Source organism: Hymenobacter volaticus (assembly GCF_022921055.1).
Classification (GTDB): domain Bacteria; phylum Bacteroidota; class Bacteroidia; order Cytophagales; family Hymenobacteraceae; genus Hymenobacter; species Hymenobacter volaticus.
The window spans coordinates 78,423-94,654 of record NZ_CP095061.1; the positions used below are offsets into that span (position 1 = coordinate 78,423).

Consider the following 16,232-nt stretch of genomic DNA (forward strand, 5'->3'; position numbering starts at 1 on the left):
TGAAGCAGATTCAACTTGTCAAGCAGTTACGGTGAATAAACAAATATAGTATTTTGATATTGCACTTTGCCGCTAAAAGTTTTAAATCAAAATAGGTCTGTACAATAGGCTAGAAAGATGCTGGTATAATTGTTTTATATTGTACCGCCTCTGTAAATGGGCTCGTTTGGTTGGGAACACGAAGTGACACCAAATGCTTTTTCTTGTGCGGTGGGATGTGCAGTTTCTTGGACTTTCCCAATTTGTTCATCAACTATTCTTATTCTGTGCGACAGATTTTATTCCGTTCTATACTCGGACTCGGCATACTCGGCGAAGCACTAGGCGGCTCGGCTTCTGCCGCTGCCTCTAGCCTTGATCGGCCAGGTCATATAGCTAGCGGTAGCGCTCCGCTGGTAAGTCGATTTTCGGCGGCTGACCCAATGCAGAGTGCGGGCACTGGGCTGACAGCCGTCTACTTCAGCAACGGCACTTTGGCCGGGGCTCCTGCTCTTAAGCGAATAGATGCAGCCATTGATTTTCAGTGGGGCCCCGGCTCCCCCGGACCAGGAGTGCCAATTGATAACTTCTCGGTGCGCTGGGAAGGGCTGCTGGCTGCTCCTACCACTGGGCGTTACAAATTCACGGTAGCTACCGCCGAAGGGGTACGGCTGTGGGTGAACGGCAAGAAAGTGCTGGATACCTGGGACGGCAAGAAGGCTGATCCAGCCGGGGCCTCTGCCAACCTGGCGGCCGGCGAGAAAACCAGCATCAAACTAGAGTATTACGACGAAGAAGGCGATGCTCGGATTCAGTTGCAGTGGGTCCCACCCGGACAAGTTGCTCAAACTATTCCTACGGCCAACCTATACCCACTAGGTTCTTCCACCGGACCCGACCCAGCCGGGGCGGGTAGTCCGCCGGCCGCTGCACCTGCTCCCGCTCCAGTAGCCAAAGCTCCGGTCAAGGAAAAGCAACCCGTTGCTGCCAAACCAGCAGCCCCCGCCAAAGAACCAGTCGTAGCGAAAGCCACGAAAGAGGCGAAGCCTGTCAAGGAAGTTAAAACAGCTGCTGCCCCTGCCACCGAAGCAGCTCCGGAAGCTAAAGCTACTTCCACTCAGAAATCCGCCGCTCCTGCTGCCACTCCGTTCGTGCCGGGCGTCTACACCTTAACAGCCCGCTCCGACGGTAAGGCACTGGAAGTGCTTGACCAGGCGCAGCCCAATGCGGCCGTAAATCCTTCGGCAGAGCTGGCAACGAATGGCTTGCCACAATGGAGCATTGAAAGCGCTGGCAACGGCTATTACCGCATTGCGGTGCAAGGTGGACGCAAGGTGCTGGAAGTATTGGGTAGTGCTACTTCCAATGGTACACCCCTAAGCCTGTGGCCCTTCTATAGCGGCAACAATCAGCTTTGGTCAGTTGAGCCAGTAGAAGAAGGCTTCTATAAGATTACCGCCAAGCACAGCGGCAAGGCTATTACCGCCAATACGCCCGAGGAAGGGGGCCTACAGCAACGTCGCTACGGCAACCGGCCGACACAGCAATGGAAACTAGAGGCTATTAAGCCCGTTGTCTTGACACCAGTTGCTGGGCGCCGAAGCGCTCCGGGGGTGGGAGCCAATCAGTTGAGCGTATATCCTAACCCAAGCAATGGGGTGATGCAGATGGCTTATGAGCTCAACGTAGAGCAGCCTATTGGTTGGGTGCTCTACAACCAGCGTGGCGTGGCCGTCCGGGTTTCCGACTATCGCCGCCAGAGTGTGGGTGCTCAGCACCAAACGCTGGATTTCCGCAGCCTGCCCCCCGGTGACTACTTTCTAAATTTGACGGTAGGTACGGTGAACACCAAACATCCTGTGCAGATCCGGCGCCCCTCGGCTGAAGCTCCTGCCCCCACAGCCACGACGCCTACAGAATAGCATATTCTTCAAGCTCGATTGTTAAGAGCGCAACGCCGCCTGGAGTTTAGCACCAGGCGGCGTTGCGCTCTTCTCTGCTACGGGGTTTCCTATGGCTAGCTACAGGAAATCCGGATTGCTTTCATCCAGTGAACACACTCATCTGTGCCCATAGACGCTCAAACTCACGAACGAAGGGCTGTACTGTAGCGTGGTTATCGGTGATAACAAGATTTTCGAGGTTGTGCTCGGCGGCGGACCGGGTCCAGTTATAAGAGCCAGTTAATACAGTGTGCTTGTCGGCAACGGCAAACTTGTGGTGCATATGATACTCGGTATGATCAATGCGGACCGGAACACCAGCCGCGAAAAGCTGACGCACATCCGAGCCCCGGTCATAGAGTTTATCGTTGTCGGTGAGCAGGCGCACCAGTACGCCCCGGTGGTGAGCCGCAAGTAAGGCGTTGGTCAACCGGTCATCGGCTACAGTAAACACACAGATGTCCAGCTGTCGCGCGGCTTGCCCAATAAAACGCTGAATAGCGGCTACGCATTCAGTGCCTGGGCTGAAGTGCACTTCAGCCCGCGTGGAGCGGGCCGGTGGGGTGGCCGGAGGCAACAGCAAGGCGCTGGCCGCTTCCAGCCATTCCACTACTGCCTTATCCTGAAAGCTATTGAACCGGCTACGGGCTAGCACAAACAACTCGTGACGAAGCTCGTGCAAATCGGTACCATGCTGACCGTGTTCAGCCAAGCGCTGCCGCAGTTGTCGCGCTTCCTCCATCGACAGGGTCGAGTCGGCAAAAGCTCGCTTGAAGTGCTGCAACAAGTCCGTTGTGGCAGCCGCTAAGCGGCTCGTTCCGTGCAAGTTCTGCGACATAGCTGGCAGGTAATGGATTAGAATAGCACACCACTCTCTTTGACCTTGGGTAAGAGCTTCTACCTCAAGCTCGACTAACATTGCACCAAGTGTTCAACTTCAGTACTCTTTGCGGAGGTACCTTATGGCAGCGTAAGTTCTTGGGGTACAGCTATTCCAGTGAGAGCCTTCGCCACGCGAGTTTGAGCTTTTTGCAAAGCTTTAGCATAGGGCTCATGAAGCACGCGCAATGGTGGACCATCAGGCTGCACTACCGCATCCCAAAGCCCCGAACGGTGCCACTCTTGGTCCAGGAAATCCCAGTCGGGTCGGTCGAGGATAGGGTAGAGGCACACGCCCCACAAGGGTACACCCATTTGCAACGCGGCAACGCATTCCTTGCCAATCATATCCATCCATTGCGGCCGGTCCACGCCGGGGTGGCTGGTTTCGGTAAGCACGACGGGCTTGTGGTAGCGCTTGTGGGCGTCTGCCAGCAAATGCCGCAAAGGGCGCCATCTACGGTCGGCGGGCCGATCGGCCCACGGAATACGGGCCCGGGGCTCGATATCCCATTGGTTGTCGTAGTAAAAGTTGAAGCCGAGAATGTCTAGGTATTCGGGCCGGCCGCCGAGCTCAGGACACATGCGGCCCGTTAGCATATCAACCGCCTGAAACTGATTTTCGTGGTGTTCAGCCGCCCGAATTTTCTCGTTGTGATTGGAGCCTGCCCTAGGGCGGATATTGACGAGCGGTTCCGTTGTAAGAATTCGCACGCTTGGGTCAACCTCACGCATGGCCCGTACTCCTTCAATGTAGGCTCGCATCAAGCCGTACTTCACTTCCCACCCTTGGTGTATACAGTAAGGAGCAGTGCCCCGAGCGTCACCGCCCAGCCAACTTATAAAGCTAACCTCGTTGATGGGAGTCACAATTAGCTCGCCTTCAGGCTGTTCTTCCCGATATAATTGTACGAAGGCTCTGCATAGTGCTGCAAAGCGCCGCGCAAACATCGGGTGCAAGGGTGTTAGGTCGTCGGGATAGCCGAAGTGACAAATGTCCCAGAGCTGCTGAATGCCGTGGCGCCGGCCTGCGGCTAGCATAGTACGCACCGTGCTCCAGTCGTACTGGTAAGGGGTTTTCTCGATCTGGCTCCATCGAATGCCTTCGCGTACCGTGCCTAGGTTATGGTGCTGAAGGTCTTGATAGTCTTGATCGAGGAGCTGTAAATGGCCGGTGAGCGGCAAAAAATCTACGCGGTGACCAAAGCAGTTGAGCTGATCGGTGCATTCGTAGCCAGCCATCCAAAATGATTGGAAGGGATTGTTGCCAGTAGGGGGCATAGGTGCGGAGTTGGAAAAGGACACGCTTCGGCTTTGCCAAGCTTATGAACTACCTTTTACCGCAAAAGGTAAGGTTGAGTTGCTGGGATGAAAGCAAACCGTTGCGGCGTTTGCAACAACAGTAGGCAAGCTCGCAAGAGCAACTCACATTGACCTGCCCACAAAAAATCTTCTTTACCCGGCGCTATTTAGTGCCGCTATATCTGCGGCGATACGGCCGAAGAATCGGAGGCCAGTGGTGCGCGTTGCTTGCCGGCAATGGACTTGGCTTCAATAAAAATGCGCTTGAAGTCAGGATACTTGGCCCGTATAACGTCTTGTAGTCGTCGGACAGCTTGCTCCACTTCATTGGCCGAAAGATGATCCTGGAACTCTACGTCAAGCGCAAGCACGACATCGTGGGGACCTAAATACATGGTAAGCGGCCGGCGAATAGCTTCTACTGCATGATCCTGACGGGCTAACGCCTCAAGACCATCCAGCGTCTCATCATCTACCCCTTCACCTACTAGCAGGCCCTTGGTTTTGTAAATCAAGAAGATAGCCACCGATACCAACAGGATGCCAATACAAATGGAGGCGCCTCCGTCAAAGAATGGATTGTTGAGCAGGTGCCCGAAGTAAACGCCTGCCAACGCTATGACCAAGCCAACCAAAGCAGCCATATCTTCCATCAGAATGGCGAAAACCGAAGGGTCTTTGCTGCGGCCCAGCGTTTCCAAGAAGCCAGATTCGCCCCGGCCCTTGTTGAACTCACGGAACGCTAAGAAGCAGGAAATGCCCTCGAACAAGAGCGATAAGCCAAGTACCACGTAGTTCCAGGTAGGGTCAGTGATGGGCGAAGGGTGCCGCAAGTGCTCAACACCTTCGTAGAACGACATGCCGCCACCTACCGAGAATACCAGAATGGCCACAATCAGCGACCAGAAATACAGTTCTTTGCTGCGCCCGAAGGGGTGACGGGTATCAGCTGGCTTCTCGGCCTGTTTTACGCCGTACAGAATCAGAATCCCGTTGCCACTGTCCACGAGGGAGTGAATACCTTCCGAGAGCATAGCCGAGCTACCAGTGAAGAAAGCCGCCACAAACTTGGAAATAGCAATGGCGACATTGGCCCCAATAGCCCCGTAGATGGCAATTTTAGAAGATCCAGCAGACATGAACGACGTAGTTTAGCAGCCCTAAATAAAGCAAACAGGCTACTGACGGTACGAAGCTATGCAAAGCGAGGTTGACGAAACGCGTATTCAAGAAGACGTAGCTAAACTGTGCCGGCGCAGGCAGGTTAGGGCACGCAGGGCCAATCAAAAAGCAGCCGGCTAAACTTTTGCCTCGAACAATTCCATTTAATCCGACTTTTACGCCCCTATGGCTGAACCTGCTACTCCCAACTCGGTTGCTTCTGCTGCTCCACTTCGTCGGCGCTTGGGGCTGATCCAGGCCACGGCGCTCAACATGATTGACATGGTGGGTATCGGGCCCTTCGTTACGTTGCCGCTGGTGATGGGGTTCATGGGGCCGAACTTCCTGCTTGGCTGGTTGGCCGGCGCAGTACTAGCGCTGATAGACGGGTTGATTTGGAGTGAGTTAGGCGCCGCTTACCCCGAAGCAGGAGGATCTTACCGGTTTCTGAAGCTAGCCTACGGCGAACAGAAATGGGGCCGGTTGATGTCGTTTCTTTACGTGTGGCAAACGTTGGTACAAGCTCCGCTGGTTGTGGCGTCGGGCGCCATTGGCTTCGCGCAATACTTCAGCTATCTGGTGCCTCTCAACGATACGTGGCAACCCAAAGTGGTATCGGGAGGCGTGGTCTTGCTGCTGATTGCGCTGCTCTACCGTCGCATCGACGATATTGGTCGGCTCGGAGTCATGCTTTGGGTGGGCGTACTGGGCTTGATGGGTTGGTTGATTTTCGGCGGCCTTACCCACGCAAACCATGCGGTAGCTTGGCTCCCCGCTGGTGGGGTTGGCGGGTTGTTGTCATGGCACGACGGGCAATTGACGGGCCTACTGCTCTCGGCAGCACTGGGGCAAGCGGCCGTCAAAACCATTTACTCTTATCTGGGCTACTACAACGTGTGCCATCTGGGCGGCGAAATAACGAACCCGCAACAAGTTATTCCGCGCAGTATTTTCTTGAGCATCCTAGGCATTATGGCGTTGTATCTGCTCCTCAACTGGAGTGTAGGAACCGTTATACCGTGGCAGGAAGCCAGCAAATCCCAGTTTATTGTAAGCTCCTTCGTAGAGAAAATCTACGGTGCCACCGCCGCCAAAGCCGCAACGGCACTGGTGCTGTGGGTGGCATTTGCGTCGTTGTTTGCTGTGTTGTTGGGCTACTCCCGCATTCCGTATGCGGCGGCAGCCGATGGCGAGTTTTTGCCGGTTTTCGCCAAGACCCATCCTACTAAGGAATTTCCACATGTGTCCTTGCTGATACTAGGAGGCGTAGGCTTTGTGTTCAGCTTACTGTTTCGGTTAGGAGAGGTCATCAGCGCCATCTTAGCTATGCGAATTCTAGTGCAATTCGTGGGGCAAGCGGTGGGGCTGGTACTACTACGCCGACGGCGCGGCACCCAAGGACTGCCCTTCAAAATGCCTTTGTATCCGCTGCCAGTGGTAGTAGCCGTGGTGGTATGGCTGTGGGTTTTTGCGAGTATCAAAGATGGCGCCGTGCTGTACGAAGATGCCAGCACCCGCATTTTTCTGCCCTTCCAAGTAGCCGCCTTGCTGATGATGGCGTTGGGCAGCATCGTGTTCTTGCTTTGGAGCCGCCGACTGGGAAGGTGGCCGTTTGAGAAGTAAATTATATTTTTGCTAGAACACTTGTCTTTTATTTAGTATTGTGAGACGTTTATTTTATCTTTTTTTAATCTGGTCAGCTTTATCAGGTTTTTCTGCCTGTGCACAAGTGTCAACCACATCTGATACTGAGTACTTGCGGTGGAGCGCCACTCGTCGTCTCTGTGCCGCCGACTTTCAGATGCCACTTAAGCCTCACAATAACTTGAAGGGCAGCAACGCCGCATTCAGTTTTAGTATGGACGGCCATACATACGACCTGCTCGGTAAGCGTAGCAATGATATCATCGTCAACCAAATGTTGCGCACCGCTTCGTGGATAGATACAAACAACCCGGCCGCTATAGAACAGCAGATTCTATTTCACCAAACTTTATTCGACATTCAAGAAATATACGTTCGACGCCTCAGGCAGCAGGCTCGCGCAGGGGTTAAAAAGATGATCCTCATCGGTAAGCCTGATATTAATGACTTGGTCAATCAGCAGATGAAGGCTTCGCAAATACGCCAGGCAGAATATGCAGAAGAAACCGATTACGGCACGTTGCCTGGCACTCAGGCCGTTTGGGAAGCAAAAATTCAGCAAGAACTTCAGGCTTTAGAAGCGTATAAGGCTTCCAACGAATAACACCGTTGAAACCGAGCTATAATAAATTGCTAACTACCAAGCCCGTACCAGTGCCACCCCGGCGAATGTAGCCAGTAGGCCGAGCAGCACGCTGCCGGCTACGTATAGGGCCACTAACAAATAATGCTCAGTTTCAAGCAGGGTAAGCGTTTCGTAAGAGAAGGTAGAGAATGTAGTGAAGCCGCCACAGAAGCCCGTGGTAAGCAGGAGCCGTAGTATTGGTGAGGCCAACGTTCCTTTTTCGGCTAGTGCGTAGAACAAGCCTATCAGCAAACAACCCAACACGTTGACTAGTAGTGTGCCCAACGGGAAAGGGTGCGTGAAATGCCGGACCACGGCCATTTGCGCCAAGTAGCGGCTTACACTCCCTACGGCTCCACCGACGGCAACAACAGCTAGAAATCGAAGCATGATAGAGTAGTGAAGTGTAGTAGAGTATGGCTCGTGGGCATGCGAATCTGCGCGTTTAGATTCTAAATCTCATCAACCCGCCTGTTCATCTCACAGAATCAACACCAGCGTACCCCAATGATAAGTGCTGCGCCTAAAGCTACTTTCAGCGTAAGTGTCTCACCCAGAAATAGTACCGACAGCACAATCGCAATAGCCACGCTCAATTTATCAACGGGTGCTACCTGCGACACCTTGCCTAGCTGCAATGCCTTAAAGTAAAATATCCACGATAACCCCGTTGCCATACCCGATAACACCAGAAACAGCCAGTTGCGGGGCGTAAGGGAATAGAAGTCAGTGGCGCTATCGCGGGCGAGAACAATACCCCAAGCAACTACCAAAATCACAACGGTCCGAATAGCCGTGGCTAGGTCAGAATTTACCCCTTTGATGCCCACTTTGGCTAGGATAGCGGTGAGAGCAGCAAAAACTGCCGAGAGCAAGGCATAGGTCCACCACATTGAACTGTCAATTACGAGTTGCTAATTGCCAGTGTACGAATCAACAATACAAACAGGCAATGGCAGCTACTAGCTGACAGCTAGTACTCTATCCTACTAACTGCTTTTCATAGCAGAAAAAGCGCAGTCCCGGCCGAAACGCCAGGGTAATTTCGCCCGCAAACCGGTATCCTAGCTTCGGAAAGAGCCGCTGGGTGGCCACGTTTTCGGAATTGGTATCAACGCGCAACACCTTCAATCCTTGCTCGGCTGCAAGCACTTCGGCCTGTTGTAGAAGGGCTGCCGCTACTCCCCGGCCCTGCGTAGAAGGGTCGACGGCAAGGCGGTGCGTCACTAGGGCCGGCTCAGTAACGTCCCAATCAGCCTGGCTGTATTCTTCGTCCTGGTCGCGTGTAAGTGCTGCCACGCCTGCTACTTGCCCTTCCAGTTCCGCTACCCAAAGCTGTTGTTGGTTGATGTCGTTTTGGAAAACAGATTCGTTCGGGTAATCGACCGACCACTGGAAGTTGCCCGCTTCATTCATCAACGGCACCACGCGGCGCACCAGTGCGACAATAGCGGGCAAGTCAGTAGCAGTAGCACGGCGCAAGACCATACATTAGATAGGTAAGTCGATAAGAAGAGCCAAGAAACAAAATTGAGCAAATCTAGCGGTACTAACCACTGGACTTGCCCAATTTTGTTTGCGTTAAAATAACCGTTCAATTACCCTCGGCGCAGCACTTCGGCAGCTTCTTTCGCGAAATACGTGAGAATAGCATCGGCTCCGGCCCGCTTAATGCTGGTCAGAACTTCCATCATGGTTTTCTCGCCGTCGAGCCAGCCATTTTGCGCCGCCGCTTTCACCATAGCATACTCGCCCGATACGTTGTAGGCCGTTACAGGTAAGTTGGTGTGAGCTTTCACATCCATAATTACGTCCAGATAGCTCAAAGCTGGCTTCACCATTACCATATCGGCGCCTTCCTGCTCGTCGAGAACTAGCTCGCGCAGGGCCTCCCGACGGTTGGCTGGATTCATCTGGTAGGTTTTTTTGTCGCCTTTCTTAGGAGCTGAATCCAGCGCGTCGCGGAAGGGGCCATAGAAAGCAGAGGCATACTTGGCCGTATAGCTCATGATGCTGACGTGGTTGAAAGCATTGCTGTCGAGCACGTCTCGAATCCAAGCCACGCGGCCGTCCATCATATCGGAAGGGCCAATAATATCGGCTCCGGCGCGGGCTTGGGCCAATGCCATTTGCCCGAGTACTTCCAAGGAAGCATCGTTTAGGATCTCACCAGATTCTGCGTCTACCACGCCATCATGACCATCAGAGCTATAGGGGTCCATAGCGACGTCAGTCATAATCATGACCTCTGGAAACTGACGTTTGATTTCGGCTACAGTTTTCAGATAAAGGCCTTCGGGATTAGCGCTTTCTTTCGCTAGTCGGTCTTTCAGGGCATCATTAATACTCGGAAAAGGTGCAAAGCTGTGAATCCCCAGCTCTACGCACCGTCCAATTTCATCGATAAGTCGGTCAGCCGTGAAACGGTGAATGCCTGGCATTGAACTTACCTCAAGCGTTTGGTTTTCACCTTCAATAAGAAAGACAGGGTATATAAAATCGTGGGTGGTGAGTCTGGTTTCCTGCACCATGTCCCGAATAACGGCTGATTTGCGGTTGCGGCGCGGACGGTGCGTGGGGAGCTGAGGCATAGGTTTGTTCAGTTGATAAGACAGGACAAAACAACTGAAATAAAGGTAAGGTTGCGTTGGAGAGCAGTGTTTCTTGGATGCAAAAAGCTTTCTTTCACTGATTTGTTGGTAGCGCTACCGACTCATTGATAGGAACTACAGTCTCACTAGTAGCAGCTAATAGCAAAAGCCCCTGCTCTCACTTCGAGAGCAGGGGCTTTTGCTATTTGACTTTCAACTAAGCGCCTATTAAGCTGATAGTTGCTATTACCGTAGCCAGGTTAGTAGCCAACATATAGCTAACATAAGGGCAACATTTAGCTTTACTGGCTAACCGGCAAGGCAGTAGTTGTTGCTACTTCGCTAAGAGAGTTTACTCGCTTATAGCCCGCCGCAGCTTCTAGAATCCGCAAGTAGCGCGCCGCTACTACTTCGGGCTGATGAGCTGATAGGTGAGCGGGGGCCGCCCGTCTAAGCTCTAGCTCTAGGTTCGGATCATGCAGGATGCCCAAGATGGTGCTTGCCAACGATTCCACACTGCCACGCTGAAAAACCAGTCCCGCCTTGCCAACGGCATCAGGCAGCCCATCACTGTTCGAAACAATAGGTAAACATCCACAAGCCATTCCCTCCAGCACCACGTTACCGAAAGCCTCCCCGTACAACGACGGCACCAGTTGATACCGATAACGGTTCAGTTCTCTAGCTAAGGCTCGTCCTTCTAGGAAGCCGATAAAATGCACATAGGCTTTTATCCCAAGAGAAGCCACTAGTGCCTCTAGGTTTTCACGCTCTGGGCCGTCGCCAATAATAGTGAGAGAAGGCTTATCAGCGTCCTGCTCTACCTCATCTAGCTTAGTTAGTACTTGATGGAAGGCCTGGATAGCCATAGCAACTCCTTTCTGGGAAACAAGGCGTCCCAGAAATACGAAGTTGTTTGTTCGATCTACATCCGGAATCATCATGAAATCCTTAGCCCGGTAAGGATTTCCAATAACCGAAGACGCAGGCCAGTTTTGCTTGCGTACCGCTTCGCTAACTGAAATCACAGAATCAGCCCTTTTCAACCAGTTACGCTTCAACCAACTAGCACTGCTATCCCATTCTATTGCCGTATTCAAAGCAATGACGGAAGGCCGACCAAAGAACACAGCTGGCCATGCTAAACGGACACACGGATTGTTTTCGAAAACAATATCGGCCCACTCGTGCTGCTTGAAGAGCTGTGAGGTACTAGGGTTTCGAACGATTTTGAACGGGAACTTTGCGTCTTCAGCTGTGACCGTACTCGACCAAGTTAAAATACGAACCTCATGTCCTGCGCCCGCAAAAGCACTGGCATAGATTTCAGAGTTGACCTCTATACCCCCAATGTCGGGGTGGAATTTGTGAGAGAGTAACAATATTTTGAGGGACATAGAGCGAATCTAAAGAGATTTTATAAAATAGTTGCCGTTTTTAATGCTGTGCCATACTGTAGTATGGCAGATTCGAAGAGTATATAGTATTATCTATTCTTTGAGGCAAAGTGCAAAGTTATGAGTCTAGTACAAGAAAATCGTTAGAACCATTAAAATATTTGGATACCATTCCCTAAGCGTATAAGCTCAGTTAGTGGATATATGTACACAAAGTATAGCTATGCAACATAACTTTGCTACTAGTACATAGCCAATTTACGATTGCCATAGTACTTCGGACTTCTCTTGCCGATACAGACCGCATGTTACGCAAAAGTAAATAGTTGCTAATAAGGAACCCTCCAGCGGCTATCATAGAGAAAGGAATAGGTTGTTCGAGTTTCAATTACTCTATTGGAGTAAGGAACAGATACTTATATAGTATATTTGGTATTTAATCCTGCGTATATGGTAACACTCGTTATATTTAAGGGAGCTACCGTATGCAATAGGTATGTAGATGAACGGTTCTGCTACTAAATACAAACACTAGTTGCTGCACCACAACTTCAAAGGTTTATAACTCGGTGCTAAGAGCAACAGTCAGTCTGATATAATGAGGACCGTTGCATATTCGGCTGCACTAGCTACAACAGCATCATTGTTAACTGTATAGCGCAGCAAAAAAAACGATGCGTCCACATAACAAACTAGGTCCGTGCCAATTTAAACTTAGAAGATTACCGTACTAAAATGGTGTTCATTATCTTTCGGACGGTAGCTATTAATGAACAGTTCAGCTGAAACTGCATTGTAACTATAAATTGTCCTAAAAGCAGCAATGAAATTTTTGCCTTATAAACTAGATTGATAGCGTTGTTTAGCAACACAGTCAGTCTTTTTTAATAAGCATCAGACATTGATCATCACCTGTTGTCTATCAAGATCTAGGTAACAACAAACGCTCTAAACTCTCTTTTGCCGTAAAAGGGAGTTTACAATCAATATGCTAATGAAGGTTTCAGTCTGCATTCCTACTTACAACCAGTCGCAATACTTAGCACTTGCCGTGCGTAGTGCGTTCAACCAAACAGTTGCACCAAGTGAAATCATTATTCTAGATGATTGCAGTACTGATAACACTGCAGAGATTTTAAAGGAATTAGAGAAAGAAATACCGGTACTGAAAAATTTTCGGCAACCGAAAAACGTCGGAATCTCTAAAAATACCGACGAGTGCTTGCGAAAAGCTACTGGAGAATTTATAGTACGCCTCGATTCTGATGATATTCTAGCTCCTTCCTACATCGAAAAGCTTTCGGCTTTGTTGGTGCGTCATCCGGAGGCCGCTTACGCGCACGGCGCAATTCAAGAAATTGACGAGCACGGAAACTTCCTTCGGCAAAGACTGCTCATTCGTCAATCAGGATTTCAGAAGAGTGAAGATGCCTTGCTGGCTTCCAAGAAGGGATACAGAGTGGCAGCTAACATCATCATGTTTAGAAGAGCAGCTCTTGAGGCCGTTAATTACAACACGGGGCGCCCCAATTCTGCGGAAGACTTTCATCTTTCTGCTGCGTTAGCTGCCGCCGGATTTGGTAATATCTACCTCGACGAAATTCTTGCTTTTTACCGCGTGTGGTCTGATGCTGGTAAGGTACGGCAGCGGCGCAAAATGCTGGAAATTGACGGTGTGCGGAAGGTATTCGAAGAGGTACTAGAGCCCGCGTATAAAAAACGTGGCTGGAACATAACTCAACTATACAAGGAAAGAGCAAACTTTGCAGGAGTACTATCAGATTGCTTAGGCTCCGACGTTTATACAGCACAAGAAAAATCAGAGTTAGCTGAAGCTCTCAATCTATTATCATCTTCAAAAAGAGCGCAAATGTTTGCTTGGGCTCACATGAATGGGTTTGGATCTATTTTGAGCAGTTATAGTGATTTAATGACAGCGTTGAAAGCCACATTTAAGAAGTATCGGCGGGGTCTTAGGCAAAGTGATATACCTAATCCAATCTAGAAAGTAATTACCTCGCGCTTTTAGGAGTAGTTAGAGCTTCACTGCGGAATAAGTTCGCCGCACAAGCTTGTAGCTACCGCTATGATTTTTAATGACAAATAATGCTCGAATAATTCGAATCGGGGTACTTTATCAGGGAACCTATCTTCGCTCTTGGGAAAGCCAAGCGCTTCGCTCTATCTCGCTGCTTGCCAATACTTCGTTGGAAGTACTGATTGAAGTAGACGCAAAGAATGCAAAGGCTGCGCAAGAAGGAAGCTTACTATGGCAACGCTACCTGAAGTGGTTTTACCGGCCCTCAGCTCTTCTGCAAACCACTACTGCCAGCGACTTTGCTCTCAACGTACCGAGGCTTACGTGCACTCCGCAGTTGCAGGCTGCTAAGGTGCAGCTCGACGAAACAACGGTTGCTGCCATAAGTAGTTATCAGTTGGATTTCATTTTAAGCTTTGCCGACCAATCTATTAGCAGTTTGGTTGCCAACCTAACTCAAGTAGGCGTTTGGTATTTTCAGTTTGGAGCGCAAAGCAACAAGCCGAACTTGCCAATTGGCTTTTGGGAAACTCATACCCATAAGATGGTCACTCCGGCCACACTGTACCAGTTGGCAGGCACAGGAGAAACCACAGTGTTGAAGCAAGGATACTTCCGCACGTTGCCGCATAGCCTGTCACTTAGTGCGGCCACTCTATACAAGGAATGCAGCAATTGGCCTGCTGACATGTGCCGCCAATTACTTGCCGGTTGCAAACTGCCTAGCTCAGCGCTTCAATCGTTGCCTGCTGTCAGCGAAGTACAAGTGCCCTCCAATACAGCTACACTGCGCTTTCTAGGGCAATTAGTGAAGCAGAAGGTTCAGCAGCTATACAACGTATACCTGCAAGCCGATCAATGGAATATGGGAGTAGTAGATAGACCCATCCAGGACTTCCTCCGCCCAGAAACACTGCGCGGAGTGAAAGTAGATGCTCCCGTACTTCCTAGCAGAAACGTGTTCTATGCTGACTGTTTCGCGCGGCAAGAGGCATCAGGAGCCGTGATTTACTTTGAAGCATACGATTACCGTGTACGACGCGGCAACATTTCACGCCTCAACTATCCATGGGAGCAAGGCAGCGTGCCTGAATTGGTCTTAGACTTTCCATTTCACTTATCATATCCGTTTCTTTTCGGGCCTTACTGTATCCCCGAAGCTTGGGTTACCAACGGCATCCGTATGTACGATCTGCGCAAGCCGGTCACGGATCATACCACGGGTCAGCTGTTGCTGGAAGCACCCGCCGTCGACTCTACCTTGCTGGAGTATGATGGGCGTTACTGGCTGTTCTACACCCGCATGGACCGTGACCCCATGCTCAATCTGTACATCTCCTACGCTGACCGTATAGAGGGGCCTTGGCATGAGCACCCGCAAAATCCCGTTAAGACGGATATTCGCAGTGCACGTCCTGCTGGACCGTTTTTCGAAGAAGGCGGCAAACTTTATCGCCCCGCTCAGGATTGTGCCAAAGACTATGGGTATGGCATTACCATCAACGAGGTACTCACGCTCACCACAACTGAATACGTTGAACGAGAAGCATCGGTACTAACTTCTCCGCATCCCGATTATCCCGATGGCCTGCACACTATTGTAGCGGTTGATGCAACGCGCACCATAATCGATTTCAAGCGCCGCCGCTTTATTCCTTTCGCTACTCTATTGGCTGTGTGGATCTGGATATCAGGCTTTATCAAGTTCAAGAAGAAACCGCATACGCCACAAATTGCCCAGTCAAGCCAAGCAGTACCAGAGGTGAAAGCAGTTAGTTCAGTTCGCTAAGACCGTAACTGCTCTAGCGCTTAACTAGGTCAAGCTACTTTTCTGCCCGTGATAATATAATGTTTGCAGAAGAGGTGTTTGAAAGGATACATCTGTTGCTTTAAGCTCTGGGGTAAGCTTGTTTTTAAGCGCGAGAGGTAAAGCATTTGTATTGGATACACCAATAAAGCAACTGGCAAATACACCAAGTCTTTGGAATAAGAGGAGGTGTATTCAATTTTCTCAATCTCTACCCCTTGCTTGCGCAGAAGCCGGCAAAGCTCTTGCACAGGTACGTTCTCGGTTAATTCTTCTGTGTCATCATAGATCGGCCTGAACATCCGATATCTCCCAAAAAGCAAATAAGCTATCCGGTCGATGACGGTAGCAGAATTATCATTTGTGACGATAAAAGTTCCACCGGGTTTTAACCGAGAAGCACAATTTCGAATAAAGGATAGGGTGTTACTAAACATCATTACGCCGCTAATAGAAGTAATGAGGTCAAATTGCTGTTGATCAGGCAACGTAAAATCCTTTGTCAAATCCATTTCAACAAAGGATACGTCTTGGCTCTTCGTTTTAGGAGGGAAAAGGTCTGCGCCCCATAAGTTTGCAGACGGAAATAATTTCCGCAAATACGTTAAAAACTCCAAGTTACCACACGGCAAATCCAACGCTTGGATAGTAGCATCTTTCGGAAACCTACTGGCAAGATTGGCCAGAATAGTATAGTTAACGTCTTTCTGCGTTTGGCCTCTCTCTACAACAAAGTCAGCAGGAAGAGTAGCTTTTAGAGACATGATCTAGAATTACGCGTAAATGATAGACTGCTAGATACTAAATAATAGTAATGTAAACGCAAATAACAGGGGAAAGCTCGCAATTATAAAGCATGCGCGAGT

General features: G+C 50.4%; 14 protein-coding genes. 5 read left to right on the forward strand and 9 right to left on the reverse strand.

Features of this window, described 5'->3' with window-relative positions:
- Positions 1–266: 266 nt before the first annotated feature.
- Positions 267–1,901: a PA14 domain-containing protein gene (locus MUN86_RS00265; RefSeq protein ID WP_245120478.1), complete on the forward strand. Its 1,635-nt coding sequence runs from the start codon at positions 267–269 to the stop codon at positions 1,899–1,901.
- Between the two features lie 121 nt (positions 1,902–2,022).
- Here the strand turns inward: MUN86_RS00265 and MUN86_RS00270 are convergent, their stop codons facing one another.
- From MUN86_RS00270 to MUN86_RS00280, 3 genes are all read right to left on the reverse strand, one after another.
- Positions 2,023–2,760 (reverse strand): phospholipase D-like domain-containing protein, encoded by a 738-nt coding sequence (locus MUN86_RS00270; protein WP_245120480.1) that lies wholly within the window; start codon positions 2,758–2,760, stop codon positions 2,023–2,025.
- Positions 2,761–2,882: 122 nt separating this feature from the next.
- A complete protein-coding gene (locus tag MUN86_RS00275; RefSeq protein ID WP_245120482.1) occupies positions 2,883–4,082 on the reverse strand; it encodes a glycoside hydrolase family 1 protein in 1,200 nt (399 codons plus the stop codon).
- A 197-nt stretch (positions 4,083–4,279) separates the two neighbouring features.
- A complete protein-coding gene (locus tag MUN86_RS00280) occupies positions 4,280–5,242 on the reverse strand; it encodes a cation diffusion facilitator family transporter (protein ID WP_245120484.1) in 963 nt (320 codons plus the stop codon).
- A gap of 208 nt (positions 5,243–5,450) precedes the next feature.
- Between MUN86_RS00280 and MUN86_RS00285 the strand changes: the two genes are divergently transcribed.
- Positions 5,451–6,887 (forward strand): APC family permease, encoded by a 1,437-nt coding sequence (locus MUN86_RS00285; RefSeq protein ID WP_245120486.1) that lies wholly within the window; start codon positions 5,451–5,453, stop codon positions 6,885–6,887.
- A gap of 40 nt (positions 6,888–6,927) precedes the next feature.
- Positions 6,928–7,512, forward strand: coding sequence for a hypothetical protein (locus tag MUN86_RS00290; protein WP_245120488.1), 585 nt, complete (start codon positions 6,928–6,930; stop codon positions 7,510–7,512).
- Between the two features lie 33 nt (positions 7,513–7,545).
- Here the strand turns inward: MUN86_RS00290 and crcB are convergent, their stop codons facing one another.
- From crcB to MUN86_RS00315, 5 genes are all read right to left on the reverse strand, one after another.
- Positions 7,546–7,923 carry a fluoride efflux transporter CrcB gene (crcB, locus tag MUN86_RS00295; protein WP_245120490.1) on the reverse strand — a complete coding sequence of 126 codons (378 nt, stop codon included), beginning with the start codon at positions 7,921–7,923 and terminating at the stop codon, positions 7,546–7,548.
- 98 nt (positions 7,924–8,021) lie between these two features.
- Entirely contained in the window at positions 8,022–8,426 is a 405-nt protein-coding gene (locus MUN86_RS00300; protein WP_245120492.1) for an EamA family transporter, read from the reverse strand.
- 88 nt (positions 8,427–8,514) lie between these two features.
- Complete coding sequence (locus tag MUN86_RS00305; protein WP_245120494.1) at positions 8,515–9,021, reverse strand: GNAT family N-acetyltransferase; 507 nt, start codon at positions 9,019–9,021, stop codon at positions 8,515–8,517.
- A gap of 110 nt (positions 9,022–9,131) precedes the next feature.
- Positions 9,132–10,124 (reverse strand): porphobilinogen synthase, encoded by a 993-nt coding sequence (hemB, locus tag MUN86_RS00310; protein WP_245120496.1) that lies wholly within the window; start codon positions 10,122–10,124, stop codon positions 9,132–9,134.
- A 302-nt stretch (positions 10,125–10,426) separates the two neighbouring features.
- The gene (locus MUN86_RS00315; protein WP_245120498.1) at positions 10,427–11,152 is read right to left on the reverse strand and encodes a glycosyltransferase; all 726 of its coding nucleotides are present in this window, start codon (positions 11,150–11,152) and stop codon (positions 10,427–10,429) included.
- A gap of 1,363 nt (positions 11,153–12,515) precedes the next feature.
- Between MUN86_RS00315 and MUN86_RS00320 the strand changes: the two genes are divergently transcribed.
- Positions 12,516–13,526 carry a glycosyltransferase family 2 protein gene (locus tag MUN86_RS00320; RefSeq protein ID WP_245120500.1) on the forward strand — a complete coding sequence of 337 codons (1,011 nt, stop codon included), beginning with the start codon at positions 12,516–12,518 and terminating at the stop codon, positions 13,524–13,526.
- A 91-nt stretch (positions 13,527–13,617) separates the two neighbouring features.
- Complete coding sequence (locus tag MUN86_RS00325) at positions 13,618–15,348, forward strand: glucosamine inositolphosphorylceramide transferase family protein (protein ID WP_245120502.1); 1,731 nt, start codon at positions 13,618–13,620, stop codon at positions 15,346–15,348.
- 29 nt (positions 15,349–15,377) lie between these two features.
- On the opposite strand, the gene MUN86_RS00330 is transcribed toward MUN86_RS00325, so the two are convergent.
- Positions 15,378–16,130: a class I SAM-dependent methyltransferase gene (locus MUN86_RS00330; RefSeq protein ID WP_245120504.1), complete on the reverse strand. Its 753-nt coding sequence runs from the start codon at positions 16,128–16,130 to the stop codon at positions 15,378–15,380.
- Between the last annotated feature and the right edge of the window lie 102 nt (positions 16,131–16,232).

Coding starts and splice junctions, on each gene's coding strand:
- MUN86_RS00270 (WP_245120480.1), bottom strand. CDS start 2,760: ATGTCGCAGAACTTGCACGGAACGAGCCGCTTAGCGGCTGCCACAACG.
- MUN86_RS00275 (WP_245120482.1), bottom strand. CDS start 4,082: ATGCCCCCTACTGGCAACAATCCCTTCCAATCATTTTGGATGGCTGGC.
- MUN86_RS00280 (WP_245120484.1), bottom strand. CDS start 5,242: ATGTCTGCTGGATCTTCTAAAATTGCCATCTACGGGGCTATTGGGGCC.
- MUN86_RS00285 (WP_245120486.1), top strand. CDS start 5,451: ATGGCTGAACCTGCTACTCCCAACTCGGTTGCTTCTGCTGCTCCACTT.
- crcB (WP_245120490.1), bottom strand. CDS start 7,923: ATGCTTCGATTTCTAGCTGTTGTTGCCGTCGGTGGAGCCGTAGGGAGT.
- MUN86_RS00300 (WP_245120492.1), bottom strand. CDS start 8,426: ATGTGGTGGACCTATGCCTTGCTCTCGGCAGTTTTTGCTGCTCTCACC.
- MUN86_RS00305 (WP_245120494.1), bottom strand. CDS start 9,021: ATGGTCTTGCGCCGTGCTACTGCTACTGACTTGCCCGCTATTGTCGCA.
- hemB (WP_245120496.1), bottom strand. CDS start 10,124: ATGCCTCAGCTCCCCACGCACCGTCCGCGCCGCAACCGCAAATCAGCC.
- MUN86_RS00320 (WP_245120500.1), top strand. CDS start 12,516: ATGAAGGTTTCAGTCTGCATTCCTACTTACAACCAGTCGCAATACTTA.
- MUN86_RS00325 (WP_245120502.1), top strand. CDS start 13,618: ATGACAAATAATGCTCGAATAATTCGAATCGGGGTACTTTATCAGGGA.
- MUN86_RS00330 (WP_245120504.1), bottom strand. CDS start 16,130: ATGTCTCTAAAAGCTACTCTTCCTGCTGACTTTGTTGTAGAGAGAGGC.